The 24,868-nt window shown below is 61.6% G+C and carries 21 protein-coding genes and 1 riboswitch; of the genes, 12 read left to right on the top strand and 9 right to left on the bottom strand.

What is annotated here, in order from left to right:
• Window positions 1–7: 7 nt before the first annotated feature.
• From ACFE72_RS06060 to ACFE72_RS06050, 3 genes are all read left to right on the top strand, one after another.
• Window positions 8–463: a DsrE family protein gene (locus tag ACFE72_RS06060; RefSeq protein ID WP_375412163.1), complete on the top strand. Its 456-nt coding sequence runs from the start codon at window positions 8–10 to the stop codon at window positions 461–463.
• Window positions 464–618: 155 nt separating this feature from the next.
• Window positions 619–1,080: a heme-binding protein gene (locus ACFE72_RS06055; RefSeq protein WP_375412162.1), complete on the top strand. Its 462-nt coding sequence runs from the start codon at window positions 619–621 to the stop codon at window positions 1,078–1,080.
• A 128-nt stretch (window positions 1,081–1,208) separates the two neighbouring features.
• Window positions 1,209–2,249 (top strand): MBL fold metallo-hydrolase, encoded by a 1,041-nt coding sequence (locus ACFE72_RS06050; protein WP_375412161.1) that lies wholly within the window; start codon window positions 1,209–1,211, stop codon window positions 2,247–2,249.
• A 40-nt stretch (window positions 2,250–2,289) separates the two neighbouring features.
• Here ACFE72_RS06050 and ACFE72_RS06045 read toward each other — a convergent pair whose 3' ends face one another.
• Genes ACFE72_RS06045 through ACFE72_RS06035 form a run of 3 tightly spaced genes read right to left on the bottom strand, consistent with a single transcriptional unit; the run spans window position 2,290 to window position 4,999 of the window.
• Window positions 2,290–3,156, bottom strand: a complete 867-nt coding sequence (locus tag ACFE72_RS06045; protein ID WP_375412160.1) for an ABC transporter substrate-binding protein — start codon at window positions 3,154–3,156, stop codon at window positions 2,290–2,292.
• Window positions 3,157–3,176: 20 nt separating this feature from the next.
• Window positions 3,177–3,959, bottom strand: a complete 783-nt coding sequence (locus tag ACFE72_RS06040; RefSeq protein ID WP_375412159.1) for an ABC transporter ATP-binding protein — start codon at window positions 3,957–3,959, stop codon at window positions 3,177–3,179.
• Window positions 3,956–4,999, bottom strand: a complete 1,044-nt coding sequence (locus ACFE72_RS06035) for a FecCD family ABC transporter permease (RefSeq protein ID WP_375412158.1) — start codon at window positions 4,997–4,999, stop codon at window positions 3,956–3,958. The genes ACFE72_RS06040 and ACFE72_RS06035 overlap by 4 nt, the downstream gene beginning before the upstream one ends.
• A 221-nt stretch (window positions 5,000–5,220) precedes the next feature.
• Window positions 5,221–5,421: riboswitch (cobalamin riboswitch) on the top strand.
• 112 nt (window positions 5,422–5,533) lie between these two features.
• On the opposite strand from ACFE72_RS06035, the gene ACFE72_RS06030 reads away from it, so the two are divergent.
• The 4 genes from ACFE72_RS06030 to ACFE72_RS06015 all read left to right on the top strand — a co-directional run bounded on the left by ACFE72_RS06030 (window position 5,534) and on the right by ACFE72_RS06015 (window position 9,494).
• Complete coding sequence (locus tag ACFE72_RS06030) at window positions 5,534–7,786, top strand: TonB-dependent receptor (protein WP_375412157.1); 2,253 nt, start codon at window positions 5,534–5,536, stop codon at window positions 7,784–7,786.
• Window positions 7,787–7,872: 86 nt separating this feature from the next.
• Window positions 7,873–8,874 carry a DUF6925 family protein gene (locus ACFE72_RS06025; protein ID WP_375412156.1) on the top strand — a complete coding sequence of 334 codons (1,002 nt, stop codon included), beginning with the start codon at window positions 7,873–7,875 and terminating at the stop codon, window positions 8,872–8,874.
• 103 nt (window positions 8,875–8,977) lie between these two features.
• Window positions 8,978–9,205: a transcriptional regulator gene (locus ACFE72_RS06020; protein WP_375412155.1), complete on the top strand. Its 228-nt coding sequence runs from the start codon at window positions 8,978–8,980 to the stop codon at window positions 9,203–9,205.
• Window position 9,206: 1 nt separating this feature from the next.
• Complete coding sequence (locus tag ACFE72_RS06015; protein ID WP_375412154.1) at window positions 9,207–9,494, top strand: hypothetical protein; 288 nt, start codon at window positions 9,207–9,209, stop codon at window positions 9,492–9,494.
• A 4-nt stretch (window positions 9,495–9,498) separates the two neighbouring features.
• Here the strand turns inward: ACFE72_RS06015 and ACFE72_RS06010 are convergent, their stop codons facing one another.
• Window positions 9,499–9,741, bottom strand: a complete 243-nt coding sequence (locus ACFE72_RS06010; RefSeq protein WP_375412153.1) for a hypothetical protein — start codon at window positions 9,739–9,741, stop codon at window positions 9,499–9,501.
• Between the two features lie 287 nt (window positions 9,742–10,028).
• Window positions 10,029–11,321 carry a hypothetical protein gene (locus ACFE72_RS06005; RefSeq protein ID WP_375412152.1) on the bottom strand — a complete coding sequence of 431 codons (1,293 nt, stop codon included), beginning with the start codon at window positions 11,319–11,321 and terminating at the stop codon, window positions 10,029–10,031.
• A 176-nt stretch (window positions 11,322–11,497) separates the two neighbouring features.
• On the opposite strand from ACFE72_RS06005, the gene ACFE72_RS06000 reads away from it, so the two are divergent.
• The gene (locus ACFE72_RS06000; RefSeq protein ID WP_375412151.1) at window positions 11,498–12,739 is read left to right on the top strand and encodes an MFS transporter; all 1,242 of its coding nucleotides are present in this window, start codon (window positions 11,498–11,500) and stop codon (window positions 12,737–12,739) included.
• Window positions 12,740–12,828: 89 nt separating this feature from the next.
• Window positions 12,829–14,571, top strand: coding sequence for an amidohydrolase family protein (locus tag ACFE72_RS05995; RefSeq protein ID WP_375412150.1), 1,743 nt, complete (start codon window positions 12,829–12,831; stop codon window positions 14,569–14,571).
• 9 nt (window positions 14,572–14,580) lie between these two features.
• On the opposite strand, the gene ACFE72_RS05990 is transcribed toward ACFE72_RS05995, so the two are convergent.
• Window positions 14,581–15,444, bottom strand: a complete 864-nt coding sequence (locus ACFE72_RS05990; RefSeq protein WP_375412149.1) for an alpha/beta fold hydrolase — start codon at window positions 15,442–15,444, stop codon at window positions 14,581–14,583.
• Window positions 15,445–15,543: 99 nt separating this feature from the next.
• Complete coding sequence (locus ACFE72_RS05985) at window positions 15,544–16,815, bottom strand: MFS transporter (protein ID WP_375412148.1); 1,272 nt, start codon at window positions 16,813–16,815, stop codon at window positions 15,544–15,546.
• Between the two features lie 245 nt (window positions 16,816–17,060).
• Between ACFE72_RS05985 and ACFE72_RS05980 the strand changes: the two genes are divergently transcribed.
• The 3 genes from ACFE72_RS05980 to ACFE72_RS05970 are packed head-to-tail and all read left to right on the top strand — an operon-like array spanning window position 17,061 to window position 21,248.
• Window positions 17,061–17,714, top strand: a complete 654-nt coding sequence (locus tag ACFE72_RS05980; protein WP_375412147.1) for an ABC transporter ATP-binding protein — start codon at window positions 17,061–17,063, stop codon at window positions 17,712–17,714.
• Entirely contained in the window at window positions 17,711–20,170 is a 2,460-nt protein-coding gene (locus ACFE72_RS05975) for an FtsX-like permease family protein (protein WP_375412146.1), read from the top strand. The genes ACFE72_RS05980 and ACFE72_RS05975 overlap by 4 nt, the downstream gene beginning before the upstream one ends.
• On the top strand, window positions 20,160–21,248 hold the full coding sequence (locus ACFE72_RS05970; RefSeq protein ID WP_375412145.1) for a lipocalin-like domain-containing protein: 1,089 nt from the start codon (window positions 20,160–20,162) through the stop codon (window positions 21,246–21,248). Before ACFE72_RS05975 ends, ACFE72_RS05970 begins: the two co-directional genes overlap by 11 nt.
• Window positions 21,249–21,281: 33 nt before the next feature.
• Here ACFE72_RS05970 and ACFE72_RS05965 read toward each other — a convergent pair whose 3' ends face one another.
• Complete coding sequence (locus ACFE72_RS05965; RefSeq protein ID WP_375412144.1) at window positions 21,282–22,478, bottom strand: ABC transporter substrate-binding protein; 1,197 nt, start codon at window positions 22,476–22,478, stop codon at window positions 21,282–21,284.
• Between the two features lie 272 nt (window positions 22,479–22,750).
• Entirely contained in the window at window positions 22,751–24,577 is a 1,827-nt protein-coding gene (locus tag ACFE72_RS05960) for an alanine--tRNA ligase (protein WP_375412143.1), read from the bottom strand.
• Between the last annotated feature and the right edge of the window lie 291 nt (window positions 24,578–24,868).

Here is a 24,868-nt window from a genome sequence, read left to right as displayed (position 1 = left end):
ATTCGATATGGGCGGATTGTTTCGTTATTTGCTGGCCGCGTCACTGGTATCAATGTCGCTGATGTCAGCGGGCCTCACTGCGGACTCAAAACCGCATCGCCTCGCCATTCAGGTCGACCAGAACGACCCGCAAGTGATGAACCTCGCGCTCAACAATGCCGCCAACGTGATTGAATATTATCGCGCCAAAAATGAAGACGTGGAGGTCGATATCATCACCTATGGCCCTGGCCTGCATATGCTGCGCGCCGATACCTCGCCGGTGCAGGATCGGATCAAGCGTCTCAAGGAGCTTGCGTTTCCCGGCAAGGTTCAGTTTTCGGCCTGCAACAACACCAAGCAGGGCATGGAAAAGGCCGAAGGTCACGCCATCTCGGTCTTGTCCGATGCTACCCTCGTTCCTTCGGGTGTCGTCCGGCTGATGGAATTGCAGGAACGGGGCTGGAGTTATGTTCGGCCATAAGCCGTTATCCCCAACGTCGTTCCCGCGCAGCGAGGACCCATACACACGGAAGGTTCGGTTTAGTGACGGTGGCAGGGTCGGGGATCGAAACAAACGGCGGTGGTTCTGGGTCCTCGTTTTCGCGCGGACGACGGCTTTTATTTGCGGCGCTCGCTTTGTTTTGCACGCCCGCCATCGCCGGCGACGACGCGCTTGTCACCTATAAATCGCTGTCGCCCGAAGTAGCGTTGGAAGCCGCGCAGGGTGCCATGAAGAAATGCCGCGACAATGGCTTTCAGGTCGCGGTCGTCGTGGTCGACCGCTTCGGCCAGCCGCAGGTATTGCTACGCGACCGCTACGCCGGCCTTCCCGCCGCCGATATTGCGACCGCCAAGGCCTACACCGCGTTGAGCTTTCGTCGTAGCACTGCCGATCTGGCAAAAATGGTCCGCGACGGCCAGATGGATGCCGGCCTGGCGCGGATGCCGCGCATCGCAATGCTGGCCGGGGGCCTAGTGATCGAGACCGCCGGTACGCTGCTGGGCGGCATCGGCGTATCCGGCGCGCCCGGCGGCGACAAGGACGAAGAATGCGCTAAGGCGGGACTCGATGGAGTGAGGGACAGGATTGATTTTTAGGCGCGATATAAGTCGTCATTCCGGGGCGAGGCGTAGCCGCGAGCCCGGAATCCACGACCACGACGGAGTGTATGGATTCCGGGCCCGCGCCAAGGGACGCGTCCCGGAATGACGAAGGGTAATGTACCATGATCTTTCGCCAGTTGTTCGACAGCACATCGGGAACTTACAGCTATCTGCTGGCGAGCCGCGCCGGCGGCGAGGCGCTGATCCTCGATCCGGTACTGGAGAAGGTCGATCGCTACTGCCAGTTGCTGCGTGAGCTCGATTTGAGACTGGTGAAAGCCGTCGATACCCATCTGCATGCCGATCACGTCACCGGCTTGGGCGAACTGCGCGACCGCACGCATTGCATCACCATCATGGGCGAGCAAAGCAAGGCGGATGTGGTCGCGATGCGGGTGAGTGACGGTGACAAGGTGATGATAGAAGGTCTCAGCCTCGGCGTGATGTACACACCCGGCCATACCGACGATTCGTACAGTTATCTGATGGCCGACCGCGTGTTCACTGGCGACACGCTGCTGATCCGGGGCACCGGCCGCACCGATTTCCAGAACGGCAGCGCGCGCATGCAATATGATTCGATTTTTGGCAGGCTGCTCAAACTGCCTGATGAGACGATGGTGTTTCCCGCGCACGACTATAAAGGCGATACTGTCTCTACCATCGGCGAAGAAAAACGGTTCAACCCGCGGCTCCAGGTCCGCACGGTGGACGAATATGTCGAGCTGATGAACAGTCTGAAGCTGCCAAACCCGAAACTGATGGACGTAGTGGTGCCCGCCAACATGCATGTCGGCCTGCATCAGAACGATCTCGCAAAACAGGGGCTTGCGCTCAGTGCGCGGGATGCCATCCAGAGCCTCGGGCGGCCGGAGCTTTTACTCGTCGACCTGCGCGAGAACAGTGAGCGTGCCAAGTACGGGATGCTGTCCGGCGCCCTGCATGCGCCATATCCCGCCATCGAACAAAGCCTGCAGCCGGGCGGCATGCTGCGCGAAGTTGCGACCGCGAGCGGACGCCGCATTGTGTTCTTCTGCGCGTTCGGCGAGCGCTCGGCAATGGCCGTGAAAGCGGCGAAAGCCGCCGGTCTGGCCAATACCGCCCACATCGAAGGCGGCATCGATGCGTGGAAGAAAGCCGGTGGTCCGGTGGTGGCAGGTTAGGGATTTCGTTGCGATGAGCGAAGCGAGCAAGCAATCCAGATTACGGCAACTGCGGTCCGGATTGCTTCGCTTCGCCGGCAATGACAGGCTTGACCCGCTCCAGCTCCGTAGTCAGCACGTCGAGCGCATCCGCCAGCATGCCGCCGCCGCACACCGTCATCCGGTCCGGAATCACGATGCGTCTCGACGGCGGATAGAGACGTTGCAGCGCCGGATGCAGCAGGAAAGCGCGACCATCATCCTCGGCATGATCGACGGCGTCCGATACCACGATGAAATCGGGCTTCAGATTCACGATCGCTTCGAGCGAGGCAAATCCGCCAAAGGCGACGCCGAGGTCGCCTGCTGCATTGAAAAGGCCGACCTCGGTCAGCAGTGAACTGAGCAGACTGTCGCTGCCGGACACCCAGCCGCGACGCGACAGCGGCAGTACCCGATAGCGCTTATGCGCAACAGTCCGGCGCGCATGCCCGACCGCGGCATCGAGCTTGGCGATTTCCGCCGCCGCCCGATCGGAATGCTCGGTGATATCGCCCATCCGGCGGATCTGCTCCCTGACCTCGCCGACCGAGCGCGGCACGTCGAACTCGGCAAGGCGGATACCCTTCTCTTTCAGAAGCTCGCGGGTCGAACGTTTGTCGAACAAGCTCGCCACTACGACATCAGGGCTGAGCACCAGAATGTCTTCGGCGCCCCCGGAAAGGATTCGATGCCGGCGCGCATCGGCCGCCGCCCAGGATTGCGACGCATCGCGTGCGTAGCGGCTAACGCCAAGGATTTGCTCAGGGTCCGCCAGGTTCAGCAGCAACTGGTCGGTGCAGACATTCATGGAGGCAAGGCGCGGCCGTTCGGCGGCGGGTGCGGCGCTGCCGATCATCGCGACAACGATGCATGCACACCGGGACATCAGGCGCCTGCTCATAAGCTTCAAATCCCCGACCACGGCACGATCACGGCTTCGCGCCGATGCTCGGCGCGATAGGCGCTGATCCGGAACACTTCGGCCATGACTTTTTCCGACAGAGCGTCGGTTGGCGGACCCACCGCGACCAGACGGCCTTCCGACAATACCAGGACGATGTCCGCAAACCTTGCGGCGAGGCCGAGGTCGTGCGTCACCAGGATCACCAGCATGCCCCGATCGGCGGCATTGCGCAGGTTTGCCATGACGTCGATCTGATAGCGCGGATCGAGCGACGCGGTCGGTTCATCGGCAAGCATGACCGGCGCTTCTACCGCCAGTACCCGGGCCAGTGCGACGCGGCTGCGCTCGCCGCCGGACAACTCGGTAACGCGGCGTTCGCTGAATTCAACCACCTCGGCTGCCTGCATCGCCCGATGCACCGCCTCGGCATCTGCAACCGTCAACCGCGTCGGGTCGGTGGCGCCATGTGGGATGCGGCCGAGCGCCACGATATCCCGCGCCGGTAACGGCCAGTGCACCACATGGCCCTGCGGCAGATAGGCGAAGCGACGCGCGCGCTCGTGCAACGGCAGCGACGACAGCGCCTCGCCGCCGACGTGAACCGTACCGTGCGACGGCTGCAGGCCGGCCAGCGCGCGCAGCAGCGTGGTCTTGCCGGCGCCGTTCGGTCCTACCAACGCCACCAGATGCCTCGACGACAACGACAGCGATACATCCGTCAGGACGGCGCGGCCGCCGAGCGTCACGCCAAGAGCTTGCGCAACGAGAAACGCGTTTGCGCTCATGCGGCGCCTCCATCGAACGCGCGGCGTTCGCGCATGATCAGATAGAGGAAGAACGGTACGCCGATGATCGAGGTCAGTACCCCCACCTTGATGTCGCTGGTCGACGGAATGATGCGCACCGCAATATCCGCGGCCAGCAGCAGCGCGGAGCCGGTGAGCGCGCTCGGCCCCAGCAGCCGCGCCGGATCGTGGCCGATCAGCGGCCGCATCAGATGCGGCGCAACCAGACCGATGAAACCGATGGTGCCGGCGACTGCGACCGCGCCGCCGACTCCGAGCGCGACGCCAGCGATCACCATGAGCCGCAACCGGCCGACATCGACGCCCAGGCTTTGTGCCGTCTCTTCGCCAAGCGTGAGCGCTCGAAAAGCGTTGCGGTGGCTCATCAGGATGACGGCCCCCGCGGCGATGAACGGCAGCGCCAGCATCACATGTCTGAAACTGCGGTCCTCCAACGAGCCGAGCAGCCAGAATGCAATTTCCAGCACCACGAAAGGGTTGCCGGACAGGTTCATCACCAGCGCCGTCAGGGCGCCCGCAAGGCTGGAGATCGCAAGCCCCGCCAGAATCAGAATCAACAGTCCGGCGTTGCGGCCCGCGATGGCCAGCAGCACGAATACCGAAGCGAACGCCATTGCGATCGCCGCAACCGGCAGCGCATAGGATCGCACATCGGCAAGCCCGAGCGAGATCACCAGCACCGCGCCGAAGGCGGCGGATTGCGGGGCGCCGAACAGCGACGGCGACGCCAGCGGATTGCGCAACAATCCCTGCAGCGCCGCACCTGACAACCCAAGGATACCGCCGATCGCAAGTCCCAAAATAGTCCGCGGTAGACGGATTTCCAGCACGATGATCTGCTGCACGTCGCTGCCGCCGCCGAACAAGGCATCGATCACGGCCAGCGGCGACAGCCGTACCGGTCCGATCCCGAGCGAGATCAGCACGAGCAGCAGCACGAGGAGGACAAGCACAACCCCGACGCTCGCGCGCCGGCGCGCGGCGCCTTCACCTGCAAGCCCGAGGCTTTCAACGTTCATTTGAGTGCAAGCCCACCCTCGCCGCTCCGGATTGCGTCATACGCGGGCTTGACCCGCGTATCCATCCGTCTTCGCAAATGTCTGTTCGAGGAAGATGGATGGCCGGGTCAAGCCCGGCTGTGACGTCTCGATACAAGAACCATGTAACGTTGCTTTTCTGGCACAGTCATGGACAAAGCGCTGGCATGAAAGCGACCTGATTGACTCGAAAGCAGGACATCGTTCTTACTGAGCATGACGGTTCCCTCGTTGGGGATCAAAAGGGAATGCGGTGCGGGGGGCTTCCTCCAATACCGCGGCTGCCCCCGCAACTGTGAGCGGTGAATCTTTCGTCATATGCCACTGGGAATCTCGGTCCTGGGAAGGCGACGCAAGGTATCGACCCGCGAGCCAGGAGACCTGCCGTCAGCCGTGGTCACACGCGAAGATGTCGGTCGGGGAGTACAGACATTAGCTTCACGGAGGTGCGACAAGCACATCAGTGAGACTTGGTTCGCTGTGACGTGCCACTGACGTCATACCGAGGTTAGAACCATGTCTTCCATCTTCAGAGCCGCAAAGCGGCGCCGCGCCTTTCTGCTTGTTTCGCTTTTTTTCGTGCCCGTCGTTTCGTTGAGCATCTCTGCCGCTCGCGCGCAGCAGTCCGCATCGTCAGACCGCTTGCCCGCCATCGAAGTAAACCCGCCGAAGCCGATGGAGCGCAATCGCGTCGAGCCTTCCCCTGAATGGGCTTCGCGCTTGGGTCGGGTTACCCGCACCCAAACGCAACAGCCGACCCCTGTCACGCAGCCATCGGGTGGACCCACGCCTGCCGCCACGACCGCAGCTCCGAGCATTATGGCCGGGGCTTCCTCCGCGATCATCACTGCCGAAGAGATTGCGCGTTCGTCTGCCTCCACGGTGCAGGAGATCATCGCCCAAGTGCCCGGAGTGCAACTTACATCACTTTACGGCGGCGTGAATGGCGCACAAACCACGGTCGATCTGCGAGGCTTCGGCGCCACCGCTGTCTCCAATACCCTGATCCTCATCAATGGTCGCCGGGTGAACGACATCGATATGCAGGGCGTGGACCTCTCCACGATTCCCCGCGATTCGATCCAGCGTATTGAAATCACCAAAGGCAACAGCGGCGCGGTGCTCTACGGTGACAATGCCATGGGTGGCGTTATCAACATCGTCACCAAGACCGGCGTGACGGGTCTGCCGCTGGCGGCTCGTGTCGAGGCCGGCGTCGGATCCCTCGGCCAGCGCCAGGTCGCAGCTTCGGCGTCATCGAATGCTGGGCCGTGGTCAACATCGTTCTACGGCAACCAGATCAATTCCGATGGCTACCGCGTCAACAACAAGCTCGCGCAACGTGACGCCGTCGGCGATATCCGCTACACCACACCGGACCTGACGGCTTACCTCACTCTGTCCGGCGACGACCAGCGGCTTGGGTTCCCCGGCGGAAGACTGGTCGACCGCTCCATCGGCATCAATCAACTGGCCACCGATCGCAAGGGTGCGGCCACCCCGTTCGATAATGCCGAGAAACAGGGCGCCAACGCTACCGCGGGATTCATCAAGTCACTGGGCTACGGCGCCGAGCTGATCGTCGACGGCGGCGTCCGTGACAAGAAGCAGCAGGGCACCTTCTTGGGCGGCGTACCATTGTCGCAATTCAACTTCACCTATGTCGACGCCAAATTGCAGACCTGGTCGCTGACGCCGCGCCTCAGTATCAAGAATGTCGTGTTCGGCATGCCTTCGAACATCCTGACCGGCATCGATTACTACGATGCGACTTTCCATCAGAATAGGGGCGCGTTTAACGGCGCACCGCCGATTCACATGTACGACCTGTCGCAGCAAACCGTTGCTGCCTATTGGCAGCAGACCATCGGCTTTCTGCCGACCACCGATTTCTCCTACGGCGGGAGGGTTCAGCACTTCAGCCTGACGGCGACCGATGCGCTAAACCCAACCGCTCCGAACTATTTCGGCGACGCGCAGGCGGCACCGTTCGACAGCGGCGAAACCCAGCACGCATTGCATATCGGTCTTGAGCACCGCTTCAACGACGTGTTTGCGATCTTTGGGCGCGCCGCGCATGCATTCCGCAGGCCTAATGTCGACGAGCGGGTCTCATCAGGACCTACATTCGATCCTGCCTCTTTCATGGCCATCCCCGGGAACTTCACGCTGAAAACGCAAACCTCAAACGACGTCGAAGGCGGCTTTCGTATTAAGGCCGGCGCGTTCGCGATACAGTCCAGCATCTACAACATGGAGCTTACCAACGAGATTCTTTTCAATCCGGTAGGTTTCTTCAACTACAACCTGGATCCTACCCGCCGCTATGGTTCCGAGACCAGCGCGACGTTCCGGGCGACCGACGCCGTGCTGTTTCGCGGCGGCTTTGCCTATACCCGCGCGGTATTCCGCGAAGGGTCTTTCACTGGCAACGACGTGCCGCTGGTGTCGCGCTACACCGCGAGCGGCGGCGTCACCTGGAACGCTTGGCAAAAGTACCTCGTGGTCGATGCCACGGTGCGTTACTGGAGCAGCCGGCGCATGGACAATGACCAGCCCAACACCCAGCCGCTCATTCCTGCCAACGCCACGGTCGATTTCAAGCTGAGCGGCGAATATGACAGGTATTTCTGGTCGTTGAGCGTGAACAACGTCTTCAACGTGCTGTATTACGACTACGCCATCGCCAGCGCGTTCACCCAAGATCGCTTCAATGCCTATCCGCTCCCGGGCAGAACCTTCCTGGTCAAGGCTGGCGCGACGTTCTGACAGGCCGGCCGGTCCGCCGACCGGCCGGCTTGTTCCGGACGCGCAAGACGGTATTGTCCCGGCTAAGCACCGGGAGACAATGGTCCATGTCCATACCGAGCGTGACGATCGAACTGCTGCACCGGCACATTGCCGATGCGGAAACGCAATGGAGTCTGGGCACGTTCGGCGGCATCGCGGAGTTCGCGCGCGACGGTGACGAGAAGGTCAGCCTGACGCAATCGGCAAGCGGTGCCGCGGCCGTCACGGCGCGCGGCGGCATCGCGATCGATCTTTTTGACGATTGCCGCCCGTTCGCGTTCGAAACCATCACTAAAACGAGCTGGAGCCAAAAGGTTGCCTTTTGTTTGCCGATCGATAGCTGCGCGATGAACGGGCGGGCCGTGCTCACCGAACTCGGCCCTGATCGTGAAGCCTTGAAACCGCAACACCGCGAGTCGATCCTGTTCGACCTCGGCCTCGGCGCGCTGCAGGCCGATCTATGCGTGAGAATCGATGATTATGACATGGTAACCCGATTGCGCAGGCATTGCGGGCGTTCCCTGTTCGCACCCGCCAACCCCGCGATGGGCTTGCTGCTGGAAACCAATCCGCATCGCGTTTTCATCAGCCGGATCGGCCGGATCGAGGTCTATCAGGCCATTCCACCCGCGACGGGCAAGAGCCCGGACGGGCCGCATACGCATGTCCTGCCTAAACTGCTGAAAAGCCGACGAACGCATGCCGCAACGGAGCCGATCCCCGACGGGTGGATTCCATGCGCGCATCTGTATCCCCGCCATCCAGTGCGCGACGGATCGTTCGACGCCGCAAGCCATGATTCGTTTCAGCGCGCGGTCGAGCGTTTCGGACTGCCGGAATATCTAGCAGTCAAGCGGCAGGTCGCGGACGCGATCAGGTTTGGCGAGCCGCCCTGGTCCCGGGCGGTCGCGCAAGATCGCCACAGCCGCGCCAACGTCCGAATTGCCTTGCGGCAGTTGGAGGCCGCAGGAATGGCGCCGCCCGTATTACAATTGTGGATTGCTGAATTTGACCACACAACCTCTGCCGACGGTGAGAATGACGCTCTGCCTCGGCACGCAGAATGACATTTCCGGGAGTCGTTGAGGGTGCCGCGACCGCCGGTACGTGATACCATGGACGCACCAGGAACCGCGTCAAGCGTTCCACCTGCCCCGCTCGAGGTGCTTTATGAACGACGAACCAAAAACCGCGGCCGAGATGAAAGAAATCCGGCTAAACAGAAAGCTCGCGCAGGACGCCGAAGGCATCAAGGCCATGGCCGATATCGCTGCCGCCGATATCGCGATCCGCAAGCGTACGGCAAACCTGCGCGAGATCAGGCTCGCAAAGGAAGCCGCCGACCGCGCCAAGCCGGCAGAAGCCAAGTCCAAAGCCAAAAAAAAGAAATCGACCTGACATGACAAAAGACGATCGTGACCGCGCCGAAGCGCGCTTCAACAAGGCCGCAAAAGCCGCCGATGATGCCAAGACCGGTAAAAAAGACCGCGATGCGACCGCCAAAGCCGTTCTCGACAACATGGCGCGGCTGAAAGCCTTGCGTCTTGCCAAGGAAGCCGCCGAACCTGTGCATGCAGCCGGGCCGGTCAGAAAAGCGCGCGGCAAACCCGCGACGAAACCGGGAGCTAAAGCCCCGGCTTTGGCCGACTGGCTGTCCGCTCAACAGAGCGGAGGGCGCAGAACCTAGCGTCTTAGACCGGCGCGGGCCACTCGATCATCGACCGCGTCTTGGTCGCGGCGTCGTAAACCTGCACCTGAAGCATCTGGTACTGGTTCTTCAGTGCCATTCCTGCCTCTTCGGCGGCTTCGACCGTGGCGTGATGCGACTTGAAGTGACCGTCCACGACCAGCGAATAGCCCTCGGTCGGCGCCTTGTCGGCGCGCACGATTTTGCGGGGCTGCGGTTCTTCGATTTCCAGTTTAGGTTTTTTCACACTTCACTCCGTATCGCCTCGAATAGCTTCTCGAATCTTCGCCTTGCTTTACACTGAATGATCGAAAAAGAAAGCCAGTGAGGGTCGAGCATCTGGCAGTAATATGTCCGTCAATGGCGGTCAGATTGCGGTAAAATTCGTTCAAAGCAGGAATATGCAGATGGATAAGCCGGCAACAGGCCCGAGAAAGCCAGAAAGACCAAGGACGACGGCAAGAAATCTCCGCCCAGAACCGTTGAAGACGAAAGCGAGGACGGCGACATCACCACGCCGAAACTCGATCGCGACTACCCGGAGAATGAAGCGCCGTAAGATTTTTCTGGCGGTTCGGGAAAGTTCTCGCTTTCGATGAAGCGGATACTTCGCGCACCAAGCAGATGCGTGCCCCAACCTTTTTTCGATAGCTTAGACCCCAGCCGTGGATTGGCCAGCAAAGCAAAGGCGGTCATTGCAAGCGGTATGGCGCTGATCCAGTCGTGGCGCAGCGGTGTCAATTCCTCGACGCTGTCGGCATAGGGTTCGTGTCCGGCGGCGATAGCCACGCATTGGCGAAAAATCTCCCGGCGCGTGCCGCACTGGACCGCGCAGCCAAGTACGGCCTGCATGGCAAGATGGGTCCGTAAACCCTCGCGGCTTTCCGGAGCAGGCTGTGGTGCCTTTCCCTGCGAAACCTGAAGCAGTAATTCGACCAGATCGAGTCCGGCGAGCCCGGCGCTCATCGGTTCGACCAGGCGCGGGTTGCAATCGATGAAGAGGTGCGTGCCCCCGTCCGGCACGATGGTGTCAACCGACAAAGCGCCGTGCCAGCCGAGCCTTTCGCCGATCGTTGCGACATGGGCGCGCACGAGCGGTCGCCGCACGCTTTGCTTGATCGCTTCGCCGCCGCCGGCACCGCCGGCAAGTTGCTTGGAGGCGTGAAAGCCGAGCAGTTTGCCGCGGCAAAATACCGCCTGCGCTTTTTCGGTGGTGCCTGCGACCAGATCCTGCACCAGCACTTCGTCGGCGAACCCTTGGCTTGCTTCGAGATCCTGCGCCGCGTGCTCCAGTCCGGCATCGTTACGCACAAACCAGATGCCGCGGCTTGCCGTGCCGATGGAAGTCTTGACCACGCATGGAAAGTAAGCGGCATCGCGCAGTTCGCCTGCAGATTTCACGATTCGGGTCGGCGGCTGCGGCAGGTCCAGTTCACCCAGCAGCCGGTTGAATCCGGCTTTGCTGTGCGCGGCGCGATAACTTTCGAAGCTGGGCAGCGCCAGCCCGGTGCAACCCTTAAAGCGTTCGCTGACCCGCGCGAACAGAAATCCCTGTTCGTGGATCGGCAGCAGGACATCGAATGGCCGCTCCGCCAGCAGGGTCTCGATGAACGACAGATAGCCTGCCGGATCGTCGCCGAGAGCCGGACAACGGTGAAATTTTCCGACAAATCGCGAAAACCTGCCGAGGCAGACCGGCGACGGATCGCAAACCTCGACGATATGCCCGGCCAGCCCCAGCATGGTGATGGCCTCGCGTGCCGATGTGCTGGAGCCTTCGGACAGCAGCACCCGGAGCGGTTTTTCATCATGCAGTTGATCCGCCATGTCAGCCATCATGCCGCGCCCGACCAGTTGTCTCCAGCTAAAATGACCCATCCGCCATACTGCAGCGCCGATCGCAGGGGCTTCATGCACCGGTATTCATAGACAAATAACCCGCAGAACCGGTAATTTCAGCTGTCTTGCCTAGCGTTACAGCAAAAACCCGGGGCCAATATCAAATGGTCGACATACTGGCCGCATCGCGGCAGTCGAAGACGGATACCCCGCTGCGCACGTTGACTGCGATCTCGGTGGCGCATTGGGTCAGCCATTTCCACCTGTTCGTGTTGCCGATGCTGTTTCCCTTTCTCAAGGAGCAGCTCGGCGTCGGCTACGTTGAGCTCGGATTTGCACTGGCGGTATTCGCCGTCGTGTCGGGCCTGACGCAGGCGCCGATGGGTTATATCGGCGACCGGATCGGCGCCCGCAAAATCCTGCTGATGGGCCTGACTGCGGGCGGCGCCGCCCTCATCATGCTCGGCACCCATTTGAGCTATTCCTGGCTGATCGGCAGCGCCGCGCTGCTCGGGCTCGCCAACAGCGTCTATCATCCGGCCGACTATGCGATCCTGTCGGCCCATATGGATGAGGCGCGCATGGGCCGCGCCTTTTCGATTCACACCTTCGCCGGATTCCTTGGCGGCGCCATCGCCCCCGCTACCGTTGCCGCACTGGTTGCAGCGATTGGCGGACACGGAGCGTTGATCGTCACCGGCGCGGTAGGACCGCTTGTGGCGCTGCTGTTGCTGCTGGCCAATGTACCCGATGCAAGCGCAGCCGATCGCGGAGAGGCCGACGGCGCCCGAGCGCTGCAACCGGGCATCGTAACGCCGGCAATTATCGTGCTGACGGCTTTCTTTATGCTGCTCAGCCTTTCCAACGCGGGGATCGGCAATTTTGGCGTCGTCGCGCTAATGAGCGGCTACGGCAGTTCGTTCTCGACCGCCAACGTCGCGTTGACGGCATTCCTGGGCTTTAGCGCCGTTGGCGTGCTGGCCGGCGGCTTTCTCGCCGATTGGACCCAACGGCATGGACAGCTCGCCGCTGTATGCTTCGCACTCAACGCCGCCGTCGTGCTGGTTATCGCGATTGTTGCGTTGCCGGCGTTGCCGCTCATCGTGGCGATGGGTTCGGCGGGATTTCTTGGCGGCGTGATCGCGCCCTCGCGCGACATGCTGGTCCGCAACGCGGCACCTCCCGGGGCAGCCGGACGGGCGTTCGGCATCGTCTCCACCGGCTTCAATATCGGCGGCATCATCAGCCCGCTGCTGTTCGGCTGGATCATGGATCAGGACATGCCGCATTGGGTATTCGGCGCTTCGGTGGCGTTCATGGCTTTTACCGTTCTGCTGGCGCTGGTCACCGACCGGAACCCAAAACCCGGCATCGGAACGGTCGATGCACGGCTGATGCAGCTCTGATCCTCAGATGCGGCGGTTGACTTGAGCCGGCGCGAACGCATGATGCGGCAGCAAATCACGATCGAAACTCTGCTTTGGGATGAAACGTCATGGCCGAACGCCCAAGCCTCGTGATCCGCGGCGGCACCGTCGCTGACGGCTTTGGCGGCGAGTTGTTTGAGGCGGATGTGGCAATCGCCGACGGCCGTATTGTCGAGGTCGGCAAGGTTTCAGCCAGGGGCGCGGAAGAGATCGACGCCAAGGGCAAGCTGGTCACGCCGGGCTTCGTCGACCTGCACACTCATTACGACGGTCAGGTTACCTGGGCCAACGACATCTCGCCGTCGTCGCAGAACGGCGTTACCACCGCCATCATGGGCAATTGCGGCGTCGGTTTCGCGCCATGCAAACCCGCCGACCACCAGCGGCTGATTCAACTTATGGAAGGTGTCGAAGATATTCCGGAGCCGGTGCTCAGCGCAGGTATTCCATGGGCCTGGGAGAGTTTTCCGGATTACATGGAATGGCTGTCGCGGCGGCCGTTCGACATCGATATCGGCGCGCAACTCCCGCACGCGGCGCTGCGCGTCTACGTGATGGGGGAACGCGGCGCAGGTCGGGATCCGGCGACGCCTGAGGATAACCGCGCAATGGCGGCGCTCGCCGCGGATGCCGTGCGCGCGGGCGCGCTGGGGTTTTCGACCTCGCGCACGCTCAACCACCGCACCAGCACAGGTGACTACACGCCGACGCTGAAGGCCGGCGAGGATGAGTTGACCGCCATCGCTGGCGCCATGCACAAAGTCGGTCGCAGCGTACTGCAATTCGTGCTGGACCAGGACAGCATCCATGAAGACCTACCAATGATGCTGCGGGTGGCCGAGAATACAAGGTGCCCGATTTCATTCTCGGTTACGCAGGCCGACAAGGCGCCGCAGCGCTGGCGGCAGACGCTGGAAAGCATCAATGAGGCGTCCGCGCGCGGGCTGTCGATCACGGCGCAAATCGCCGCGCGACCGGTCGGACTGCTGCTTGGACTGGAGCTGTCGCGCAATCCGTTCCAGACCCATCCGACTTACAAGGCGATCGCGCACCTGCCTCTGGCCGAACGGCTCGCACGCCTGCATCAGCCCGATGTGCGTTCAGCGATTCTGAGCGAGACGCCGACCTCAACCGATGATCCGCTATTCTTCCGTCCCAATTACGACAAGATGTACCTGCTTGGCGATCCCCCGGATTATGAGCAACCGCCGGAAAATGCGCTCGGCGCGCAGGCGCGCCGTCAGGGTCGGCAGCCCGTACAACTGGCGTACGAGGCGATGCTCGCCAATGACGGCCGCGGTATGCTCTATGTGCCATTTCTGAACTACGCCGACGGCAATCTCGACGCCGTGCATGAGATGCTGCGCGATCCGCATTCCGTGCCGGGCTTGAGCGACGGCGGCGCGCATTGCGGCATTATCTGCGACGCCAGCTTCCCGACTTATCTGCTGACCCACTGGACCCGCGACCGCAGCCGTGGCGAAAAGCTGTCGATCCCGTTCGTGGTCGCTGCACAGTCGCGCAAAACCGCGCTATCGGTCGGACTGGAAGACCGCGGCGTCATCGCGCCCGGCTACAAGGCCGATGTCAACATCATCGACTACGACAGGCTGCATATGCACCCGCCGAAAGTACACTACGATCTTCCGGTCGGCGGCCGACGGCTGTTGCAGCAGATCAACGGCTATGACGCCACCGTCGTCTCCGGCGTGGTAACTCAACGCGAGGGCCTAGCGACGGGCGCGCGCCCGGGCCGTCTGGTGCGCGGCGCACGGGGCGTTACAAGGCAATTCGGCGCGGCAGCCGGTTAGCCAGGACTGTTAAGCCGAAACAGGCCGGTGCGCGCGAAGGAAGGAATGGATTTGGCGCACCGCCAGCGGAATCCGCTCCTTTGGCTCCTTCCATGGAAACATGCTTACCTCGGCCTTCGGCGCCAGCATTGCTGCTTCCATGGCGACGGTGTAGGGATGCGCCGGGATGTCGTCCGGCAGGATCAACACGGGCGTCTGGCAACTGCGCACGAAGTCGCGCGTCACGGTGAACACGAAGTCGGGATTGGTGCGATACATCCTGGTCAGGAATTTGTCGACCATTTCCATCGTGATATCGGGCCGGCGCTTGACCAATTCCGGACCCCAGCCTTTCATATTGTTGTCGTAGAACAAGTCGCGCATCTCAGGACGCGATCCGCTGGGCTGCGCCAGCACGGCCGCGACGATGCGATCGGGGGCCCGCCGCAACAGATTCCAGATGAAGGGACCGCCGATACAGAAACCCAACACCATGAACTTGCCGATGCCGAGGTGGTCCATCAAACCGAGATGGTCGTCGGAATATGCATCCCACGGCCGGTCGATCTCGAGCGGGCCGGTGGACTGACCGGCGTTGGCATTGCGCAGGTCCGACGCGATGCAGCGGTACTCCGCCTTGAACTCCTCGATCGGATTGAAGGGCGAACTGCTGCCGGAAAATCCTGATATCGTCGAGTTCAATCCGCCGCCTGCGATCAGCAGTAATGGGAAGCCGGAACCGACCTCCTCAAAGTGGATGCGTACGCCACCTTCCTCGAAAACGCTCATCGCAGTTCCTCCTTGCCCGGCAGCTTGCGCGAGCACGCGGGGCGCTGCCGCCATGGCCGTCGCCGCGGCGCCGGTCGTCAGTATGGTACGTCTGATCGGGTCCATCGGCGGTGCCTCCTCGATCAATGTCATGGCCGGTGCATGCGACAAGGCCATTGAACCGTCGGTACGATACGAACAACTCGTGCCCTGCCTTTTCAATCGTCAGGCGAACTTCGGCTGCGGTTTCTGCAGCAGTAGCCGCGCGCGTTCGGTGTTGGGCCATAGCAGCAGCAACCCGAGCAACCCCGATACCACGAGGATGACGGCGTTGATCGTGAATCCGGTCATGTAACCGTCAAGCGGCACCGCGGCACGCTGTATCACGCTGCCCATCACGAATGGCGCAAGGACGCCTGCGAGCGTATAGATCGCTCCGTAGATCGAAATCACGGCGCCGCGCTGCGCCACCGGGGTGAATTCGCCGAGCATCGGCGGGCAGACGACATAGATCGATCCGCAAAGTCCGGAGCCGATCACCAGCAGCGCGATCCGCAAGCCGATCCCTTCGGCATGCGGCAGCGCCGCCAGGAACAAGCCTCCGATCACCAACGGTGTCGCGCCAAGCACGCCGCGCGCGCTTCGGGTGGACATGCCGCGCGCCATCAGCACCTGCGAGATCCAGCCGGTCAGCAACACCACGACTGCGCCGAACACCCAGGGCAGGATGGAAATCCATCCCGCGTCCCTTTGCGAAAAGCCCAGGCCTTTGACAATGAATGGCGTGAACCAGGTCAGGCCGAGTGACAGCGCCCAATAGGCACCGAAGGTCGCCGCGCAGCAGCCGATGAAGGTGCGCGACGTCAGGAGCTGAAAGTAAGGCACGCGAGGATCGGCCTCGGTCATGGCAACGGTATGTACCAGCGGCCCTTCCTTGCCGAGGATCAGCCACGCTACCACCCACATCAGCCCGACCACTCCGAGCACGCCAAAAGCATGATGCCAGGAATAATTGACGATCACCCAATTCAGCGCCGGCACGGCGAGAATGACGCCAAACGCCGAACCTTGCGAGAGGACGGCGGTGGGAAAGGTCCGCTTTTCGTCGGGAAACCACTTGTAGACAGCGTGAACCGCGACCGAAAAGGCCGGCCCCTCGCCGGCGCCGAGGATGATGCGGCAGATCAAAAGCGTGGTGAAGCCAACGGTGCCGACCATCGGAAACTGCGCCAGTGCCCAGATCAGAGCGAGCGCCAGAAGCACCCAGCGCGCCGCGACGCGATTGACGATGAAGCCGACGATGATGGCGGCGATAGAGAACAGGAAGAAGAACGACGATCCCAGCAGTCCGAATTGTTCCGGCTCGAGTTTCAGCTCGGTCATGATCGGCACGCCGGCCAGCCCGACTACGATCTTATCTGCGAAATTCACCAGCATGAAAAGGAACAGCAGAAATGTGATCTTCCAGGCGCCTTTTGGCGTCGGTTGCGCAGTCATGATCGAAACCCCCGAAAGTCGCGTTTTTTCTGCTTCGCAGCCCTGTGAGCGAGCCTGCCACAATGCTACCCGTTGCATCGACGCGAATGCAATCGGACATTTTGACCATAAACCGCGTTGTTGCAGCCGCATCGATATGTTGGGCTGCAACATGAGGATATCTTGCATGGCGCGGGCGTCCTCGCGGCTCCGTCAATTCAAGGCATCGTCTGATGTGTTTTCTGCCTATTGCGAATGGTTGACATATGCTGCGCATTCGAAATCTGAACAAATCCTATCGCTCGGCCGGCGAACCGCTGGCGGTATTGCATGGCGTCGATCTTGACATCGCCGCCGGCGAGAGCGTCGCGCTGACCGGAGAATCCGGCAGCGGCAAAAGTACCCTGCTGCATCTGATCGCCGGCCTCGATCAGGCCGATGGCGGCGAGATCTGGCTCGACGAAACGCTGGTTTCGGGACTGTCCGATGCCGGTCGCGCAGCATTGCGCCGGGATCGGCTCGGCTTGGTATTTCAGCAATTCAACCTGATCCCGAGCCTGAACGTTGCCGATAATCTCGCATTTCAATCGCGTATCGCGGCGCGCCACGACGCCGCCTGGCAGTCTGAGCTTGTGGAACGGCTGGGGTTGGGCGCTTTATTAAAACGTTATCCCGAGCAATTGTCCGGCGGTCAGCAGCAGCGGGTCGCGATCGGCCGCGCGCTGGCGATAAAACCGCTTCTGCTGCTGGCGGACGAGCCCACCGGAAATCTCGACGAGACGACGGCAGACGAGGTCCTCAGCCTTGCCCATGATCTGGTGGCGCGAACCGGATGCGGCTTCCTGATGGTCACCCACAGCGTGCGTCTCGCCGCCACGCTGGACCGGCAGGTAAATCTCCACGCCGGACTCGTCGCATGACTCGCGCAAGCTGGATTCTTCAGGTGTTGTTGAGCCACTGGCGACGACATCCGATGCAGCTTGCGACCTTGCTGGTCGGGCTTATCTCGGCGACCGCGCTGTGGAGCGGGGTGCAGGCGCTGAACCAGCAGGCGCGGCTGAGCTATGACCGCGCCGCGGCGACGTTCGGCAGCGCGCGAACAGCGATGCTTGTCAGCCGGGAAGGCACGATTTTTCCGCAACAGCTCTTCGTTGATCTGCGTCGCGCCGGCTGGCCGGTATCTCCCGTTCTGGAAGGCCGCGTCCAGATCGGCGGGCGATCGTTGCGACTATTGGGCATCGAGCCGGTCACCTTTCCCGCGGAAGCGTCGTCGGCGCCGGCAATCGGAAGGACGGCGCTGCAATCATTTGTTCTGCCGCCGGGTGAAACGTTGATCGCTCCGGAAACCTTATCCGATCTTAGCCTGCCGGAAGGCGCAACTCCAGCCGCGGGCGCAATCCCGTTGCCTCCGCTGAAGCTACAGCCGCAACTCGTGCCGGAGGTGCTGGTGGTTGATATCGGCTTCGCCCAGCGCATCTTGAAGATGCCGGATCAGGTTTCGCGGCTGTTGATCGGCAAGGCCAAAGGCAACCGGGTTCCGTTCGAAACGGTCGCCGGAGACCGGCTCCGTTTGGTCGAACCGGATGCCGAAAGCGATCTCGAACGACTCACGGACAGTTTCCATTTGAACCTGACGGCATTCGGCCTGCTGTCATTCCTGGTCGGACTCTTCATCGTCAACTCGGCGATCGGCCTTGCCTTCGAACAGCGTTTGCCGATGCTGCGCACGTTGCGCGCCTGCGGGGTGTCGTCGCGCCTGCTGAACACCGTGCTGCTGATCGAGTTGGTGACGATCGCTCTGGTATCGGGATGTATCGGACTGGTCTGCGGGTACCTGATCGCGGCATCGTTGCTGCCCGACGTCGCGGCGAGCCTGCGCGGACTTTACGGTGCGCAGATTCCAGGACAGTTGACGCTCAAACCCGAATGGTGGGCTGCCGGCCTCGCCATCAGCGTGCTCGGCGCGCTGGCGGCGGCCGCAACAAGCCTGATCAAGGCAATTCGTCTTCCCGTGCTCGCGGCCGCGCAGCCCTATGCCTGGCAGCGGGCACAGCACCGGTGGCTGACGTTTCAAGGCGCGCTTGCAGTCGCAATATTCGCCGCCGCAGCCGCTTTCCTGTGGTGCGGCGACTCGCTGATTGCGGGATTTGCGGTGCTGGCGGCGTTGCTGCTGGGTGCGGCGCTCGGTCTGCCGGTGCTGTTGGGCTTTGCGCTGTACCTCGGCCAGCGCAGCACGCGCCGGCCGCTTGCGGCGTGGTTCTGGGCCGACAGCCGCCAGCAATTGTCCGGACTGTCGCTGGCCTTGATGGCGTTGCTGCTGGCGCTGGCGGTCAATGTAGGCGTCGGCACCATGGTGGAAAGTTTCAGCCGGACGTTCACCGGCTGGCTGGATGGCCGGCTGGCGGCAGATGTTTATCTCAACGCCGCCGACGACGCGCAAGCCGTGGAGATCAAGGCATGGCTGAGTCAGCGTCCCGAGGTGGATGCGATCCTGCCGGGCGGCCGTGCCGAGGTGCAGATCGACGGCTGGCCGATCGAAATTCTCGGCTTCGCCGATCACGCGACGTACCGCGACCACTGGCCGCTGCTGCAGTCTACCGCTGGCGTCTGGGACCGCGTGCGTAATGGCGACGCCGCATTGATCAGCGAGCAATTCGCGCGGCGCGCGAAACTCAATCTTGGCGATCGTATTTCAGTGCCGGTGCGCGCGGGAGGCTGGCCCCTCGAGGTGGCCGCGATTTATGCCGACTATGGCAATCCGAAGGGCCAGATCGGCGTCAACATCGATGCCATGCTGCGGCGTTTTCCGGAGATTCCTCAGACCAGGATGGGCCTGCGTGCTGCGCCCGCCGCGGTACCCGCATTGATCGCCGGCATACAAGGCAAGTTCGGTCTTGACGGCCGAAATCTTGCGGACCAGGCGGCGTTAAAGGCCGAGTCGAAGCGAATCTTCAGCCGCACCTTTGCGGTCACCACCGCGCTGAACGCTTTCACGCTCGGCGTCGCCGGTGTCGCTTTGCTCACCAGTCTGCTCACGCTGAGCAATTCCCGCCTGCCGCAGTTGGCGCCGCTGTGGGCGCTCGGGATCACCCGCCGAAAGCTTGCCGCAATCGAACTGATGAAGACCATGTCGGTGGCGCTGATCACGGCCGTGCTCGCGCTGCCGCTCGGCCTGCTGGTGGCGTGGTGTCTGATCGCCATCGTGAATGTAAAAGCGTTCGGCTGGCGACTGCCGTTCCATGTCTTTCCGCTGTACTTGATCGAGTTTTTGGCAGTGGCGATGCTGGCGGCGCTGCTGGCGGCTTTGTTCCCTGTTCTCAGGCTGGCACGCATGCAGCCCGCCGCACTTGTGAAGATTTTTTCCAATGAGCGCTGACTTCCGTCTCTCGCGCCGCGGTTTTGCCGGAGGACTGGCCTTTCTGGCGTTGAGCGCCAAGTCGTCCTTCGCGCAAGGCTTTGCCGGACTAGGCACTGATGCCGGTGGATTTGCCTCCGTCGTTCCCGGCAACCGGCTGACATTTCCCGGCGATCTCGGCCCGCATCCGGAGTTTCGCATCGAGTGGTGGTACATCACCGCTAATCTTAAAGATTCCAATGACGCTGCTTACGGGGTGCAGTGGACGCTGTTTCGGCAGGCGCTGGCGCCAGGCGCGCAGCAGCAGGGCTGGGCCAGTCCGCAGATCTGGATGGGCCATGCCGCCATGACCCGCGCCGATACCCATCGCTTCAGCGAGACATTCGCCCGCGGTGGCGTCGGTCAGGCCGGGGTCGAGGCAAAGCCGTTTCGCGCCTGGATCGATTCCTGGGAGATGCGCGGGCTCGATGGCATATCGGACACAACGGTTGCGCCGCTTGAGTTGAAGGCATCGGGCGCGGATTTCAGTTACGTGCTGCGCCTCGACGCTGAGCGGCCGCTGGTACTGCAAGGCGACGCCGGATTCAGCAGGAAGTCGGAACGCGGCCAAGCGTCGTACTACTACAGCCAGCCGTACTTCAAAGCTCAGGGTATCGCCACCATCGACGACAAACCCGTGCAGCTTGCTGGATTGGCGTGGTTAGATCGGGAGTGGAGCAGCCAGCCGCTGGCCTCGGACCAGACCGGCTGGGACTGGTTCTCGCTGCATCTGGAGCAAGGCGAGAAACTCATGCTGTTTCGGCTGCGGCAGACGGATGGCCAGAATTATTTTTCAGGCAACTGGATCACGAACGACGGGAAATCCACTCAGATCGCATCCGATGCAATCACCATGACGCCGACGGCATCGACGGACGTTGCGGGCCGCAGCGCGCCGACGCAATGGACCATCATCATTCCTTCGCGCGGATTGAATATCCAAAGCACGCCGCTGAATGCGCGGAGCTGGATGGCAACGAGCTTCCCCTATTGGGAAGGGCCGATCAGCTTTCGCGGCAGCCACACCGGCGTTGGATATCTTGAGATGACGGGTTATTAAGCCAACTGTCATTGGCGATCTGTTGTCGATATTCTACTTCGTCAGCGCGCAGACGCTGTCCTTGGCGGTCGGAAACGCCTTGTCGCCGGGCACGGTGGCGAGCATCTTGTAATAATCCCACGGCTTTTTGGATTCCGACGGCTTCTTCACCTCGAACAAATAAAGGTCATGCACCATGCGGCCGTTTTCGAGCACCTTGCCGCCCTGCGCGAATAGATCGTCCACCGGAAGCTCCTTCAGCTTCTTGGCGACGGCTTCGGTGTCCTTGGTGCCGGCGGCCTTGACGGCCTTGAGATATTGCAGCGTCGCTGAATAGGTGCCGGCCTGAATCATGTTCGGCATCCGGCCGGTACGCTTGAAGAAGCGATCGGCGAGATCCCGGCTCTTGTCGTCGCGGTCCCAGTAATAACCCTCGGTCAGCACCAGGCCTTGCGCGGCTTCCAGACCGAGGCCGTGGACTTCGGCCAGCGTCAGCAGCAGGCCGGCGAGCTTTTGTCCGCCCTTGACGATACCGAATTCCGCCGCCTGCTTGATCGAGTTGGTGGTGTCGAGACCGGCATTGGCGAGCCCGATGATTTTCGCCTTCGAGCTCTGGGCCTGCAGCAGGAACGACGAGAAATCCGAGGAGTTCAGGGGGATGCGGACTGCGCCAAGTACCTTGCCGCCCTTGGCCTTGACGAGGTCTCCGGTGTCTTTTTCAAGCGCGTAGCCGAACGCGTAATCCGCGGTCATGAAAAACCAGGTATCACCGCCCGCCTCTACCAGCGCGCCGCCGGTTCCGACCGCAAGCGCGTGGGTATCGTAAGCCCAGTGAAAGCCATAAGGTTGGCAGGCATCGCCGGTCAGGCGCGACGTCGCCGCACCAACCACAATGTCGATCTTCTTCATCTGCTTCGACAAATCATGAATCGCCAGCGCGACCGAGGAGGTCGTCAGTTCGGTGATCATGTCGACATTTTCGATCTCATACCACCGCCGGGCGATGCTGGTTGCCAGATCAGGCTTGTTCTGGTGGTCGGCGGAGATGATTTCAATCGGATGGCCGAGCACGCTGCCGCCGAAATCCTCAGCCGCCATCTTGGCGGCCTCGAACGACCACTTGCCGCCGTAATCGGCATAAACCCCGGACTGATCGTTGAGAATGCCGATCTTAACGCCCTGCGCCGACGCCGGGGCGGCCACCATGAGGCTACATGCCGCCACGGCCGCCGACCAAAATCCCAATGCCATTTTCATCTCCCGAAGTTTCTGTTCTTGGCAGGTTAATTTATAACCCTGCGGCTGCCCATCTATTTCACATCAGACTTTAGCGGGTAGTCTTACCCAAGAATCGTACAACGTTGACGCATCGCCCCTTCGGCACGGAGCGATGCCGCGCCGGGTCCGCTCAAGCGTACCAATGTTCGTGAAACACGGGCCTTGGTTCTGCGAAGCGACACTTCACGCCGCACCGTGCTTGGGACGGGATCCGTCGCTGCGACAACACCGACCGATGGTCGGCGTCAGGAAATCTCCGCGCGGATGCGGCGGACGCCGGCCGACGACGACTGTTCTTTCTTGATCTTGAACCGACCGATCTCCGAGGTCCTGTTGACGTGCGGACCGCCGCAGAATTCCAGCGACACGTCGCCGATTTTATAGACCGACACTTCATCCCCATAACGGTCTGCGAACAAGCCGATCGCACCCGAGGCGCGCGCTTCCTTCAGCGGCATGACGGTGCGTTCGACCGGCAAATCAGCGTCGATCCATTGTTGGACCATGCCTTCGATTTGTCTGACCTCGTCCGGTTTCATCGCGCGATCGAAGGTAAAGTCGAAGCGCATTCGTTCGCGATTGATGTTCGACCCCTTTTGATGGACGCTCTCGCCGAGCTGCGATCGCAGCGCCGCGTGCAGAAGGTGAGTCGCGGTGTGGTACTTGACGCTCTCTTCGCTGTCATCCGCAAGACCGCTTTTGGCGGCTTCGGCTTTCGACTTCTCCTTGTGCTCGGCGAATGAATCATGGAAGCGTTGCATGTCGACGCTCAGGCCGTCCTCCCTGAGCAGTTCGTTGGTAAACTCGACCGGGAAACCGTAGGTGTCATAGAGGCGGAAGGCGATCTCGCCTTCAAGCATCGTGCCGCCAGTTTCTTGGAGACGCTCGATTTCCTTGGCAAGCATCTTGGTCCCTTTGGCGAGCGTTTTCTCGAACCGGTCTTTTTCCAGCCTGAGTTCGCTCAGGATGGTATCGCGGTTGGAGTTCAGTTCGGGATATTGCCCGCCATTCTGCTCAATAACGATCTGCGACAGGTCCACCCAGTCGTCGGCACGGACTCCCAGCGTTTCGCAATAGCGGATGGCGCGCCGGATCAGCCGGCGAAGCACATAGCCCTGTCCTTGATTGGATGGTTTCACGCCCATCTCGTCGCCGATGATGAACGTCGAGGCACGGATGTGATCGGCCAGGACGCGGATCGCCTTGAGTTTCTTTGGATCGGTCCGGATCGCTTGCTCGGACAGGCCCGATAGCGCGATAATCCGGTCGAGAATAGGCCGGAATTGACTGGTCTCGTAGACACTCTCGACCCCGTTCAGAATCGCAAGGGTGCGCTCCAGGCCCATGCCGGTATCGACATTCTTGCGCGGCAGTTCGGTGACCTGGTTTCCTTGCCGTTCATACGACATGAATACGTTATTCCAGACTTCGACGAACCGCCCGCAACCGCAGTGTCCGGGCTTGCAAAGCTCGGCGCCCTTCGCGCAGGGCTCTCCGGTACGATCCACGAAGATTTCGGTGTCCGGCCCGCAGGGGCCCTCCGGACCTGCGGCCCACCAGTTATCTTCAACGCCGAGAAAGACGATGCGGTCTTCCGGAATGCCCAGCGCCCGCCACACCGAGGCAGCTTCGTCATCGCGCGGGGCCACGTCGTTGCCTTCGAATACCGTCACCCAAAGCAGGTCAGGTGGAATTGCGAGCAAATCGTCGCGCGTCAGGAATTCATAGCTCCAGCGGATCGAATCCTGCTTGTAATAGTCGCCTAAGGACCAGTTCCCAAGCATCTCGAAGAAGGTGAGATGGGTGAGATCGCCGACCTCCTCGATATCGCTGGTGCGCACGCATTTCTGGCAGTTGACCAGGCGCACGCCGGCCATGTGCTCGCGGCCCATTAGGTAAGGAACCAAAGGATGCATGCCTGCGGTGGTGAACAGGACCGATCCGTCCCGGTCGGGCACAAGGGAGGCGCTCGGAATCACGGCGTGGCCGTGCTCTTCGAAGAACTTCAGATATTTTCCGCGCAGTTCGACCGCCGAAAGATTGCGCGGCTGCAGTCCCTTACCCATTGTCATGGCCTACTCATTGTCTCCACGGACTGTCCGATCCGCACGGCCGGCGCACTGCGCACATGATGTGAAATAGATAGGGTAGAGCCGGCCTGATTGGAAGCAAGGGTTGTGGATCGCCGGCGAGCGCATGATTGTAATGCAAGATCCGGCCCAGCCGGATACCAGGATTGACCGCATACCACTCATTATACTCAAAATTATTTTTATAATTCAAATACTTAAGGGAGGGGTGAATTGAAGTCGATCCCCTCGTCTTGCCTACCTTGAGGGCTGTTGAATTTTCGTTCAATGTAC

It is taken from the genome of uncultured Bradyrhizobium sp. (assembly GCF_964252615.1).
GTDB lineage: Bacteria > Pseudomonadota > Alphaproteobacteria > Rhizobiales > Xanthobacteraceae > Bradyrhizobium.
This window is presented reverse-complemented; position numbering and strand designations above follow the sequence as displayed.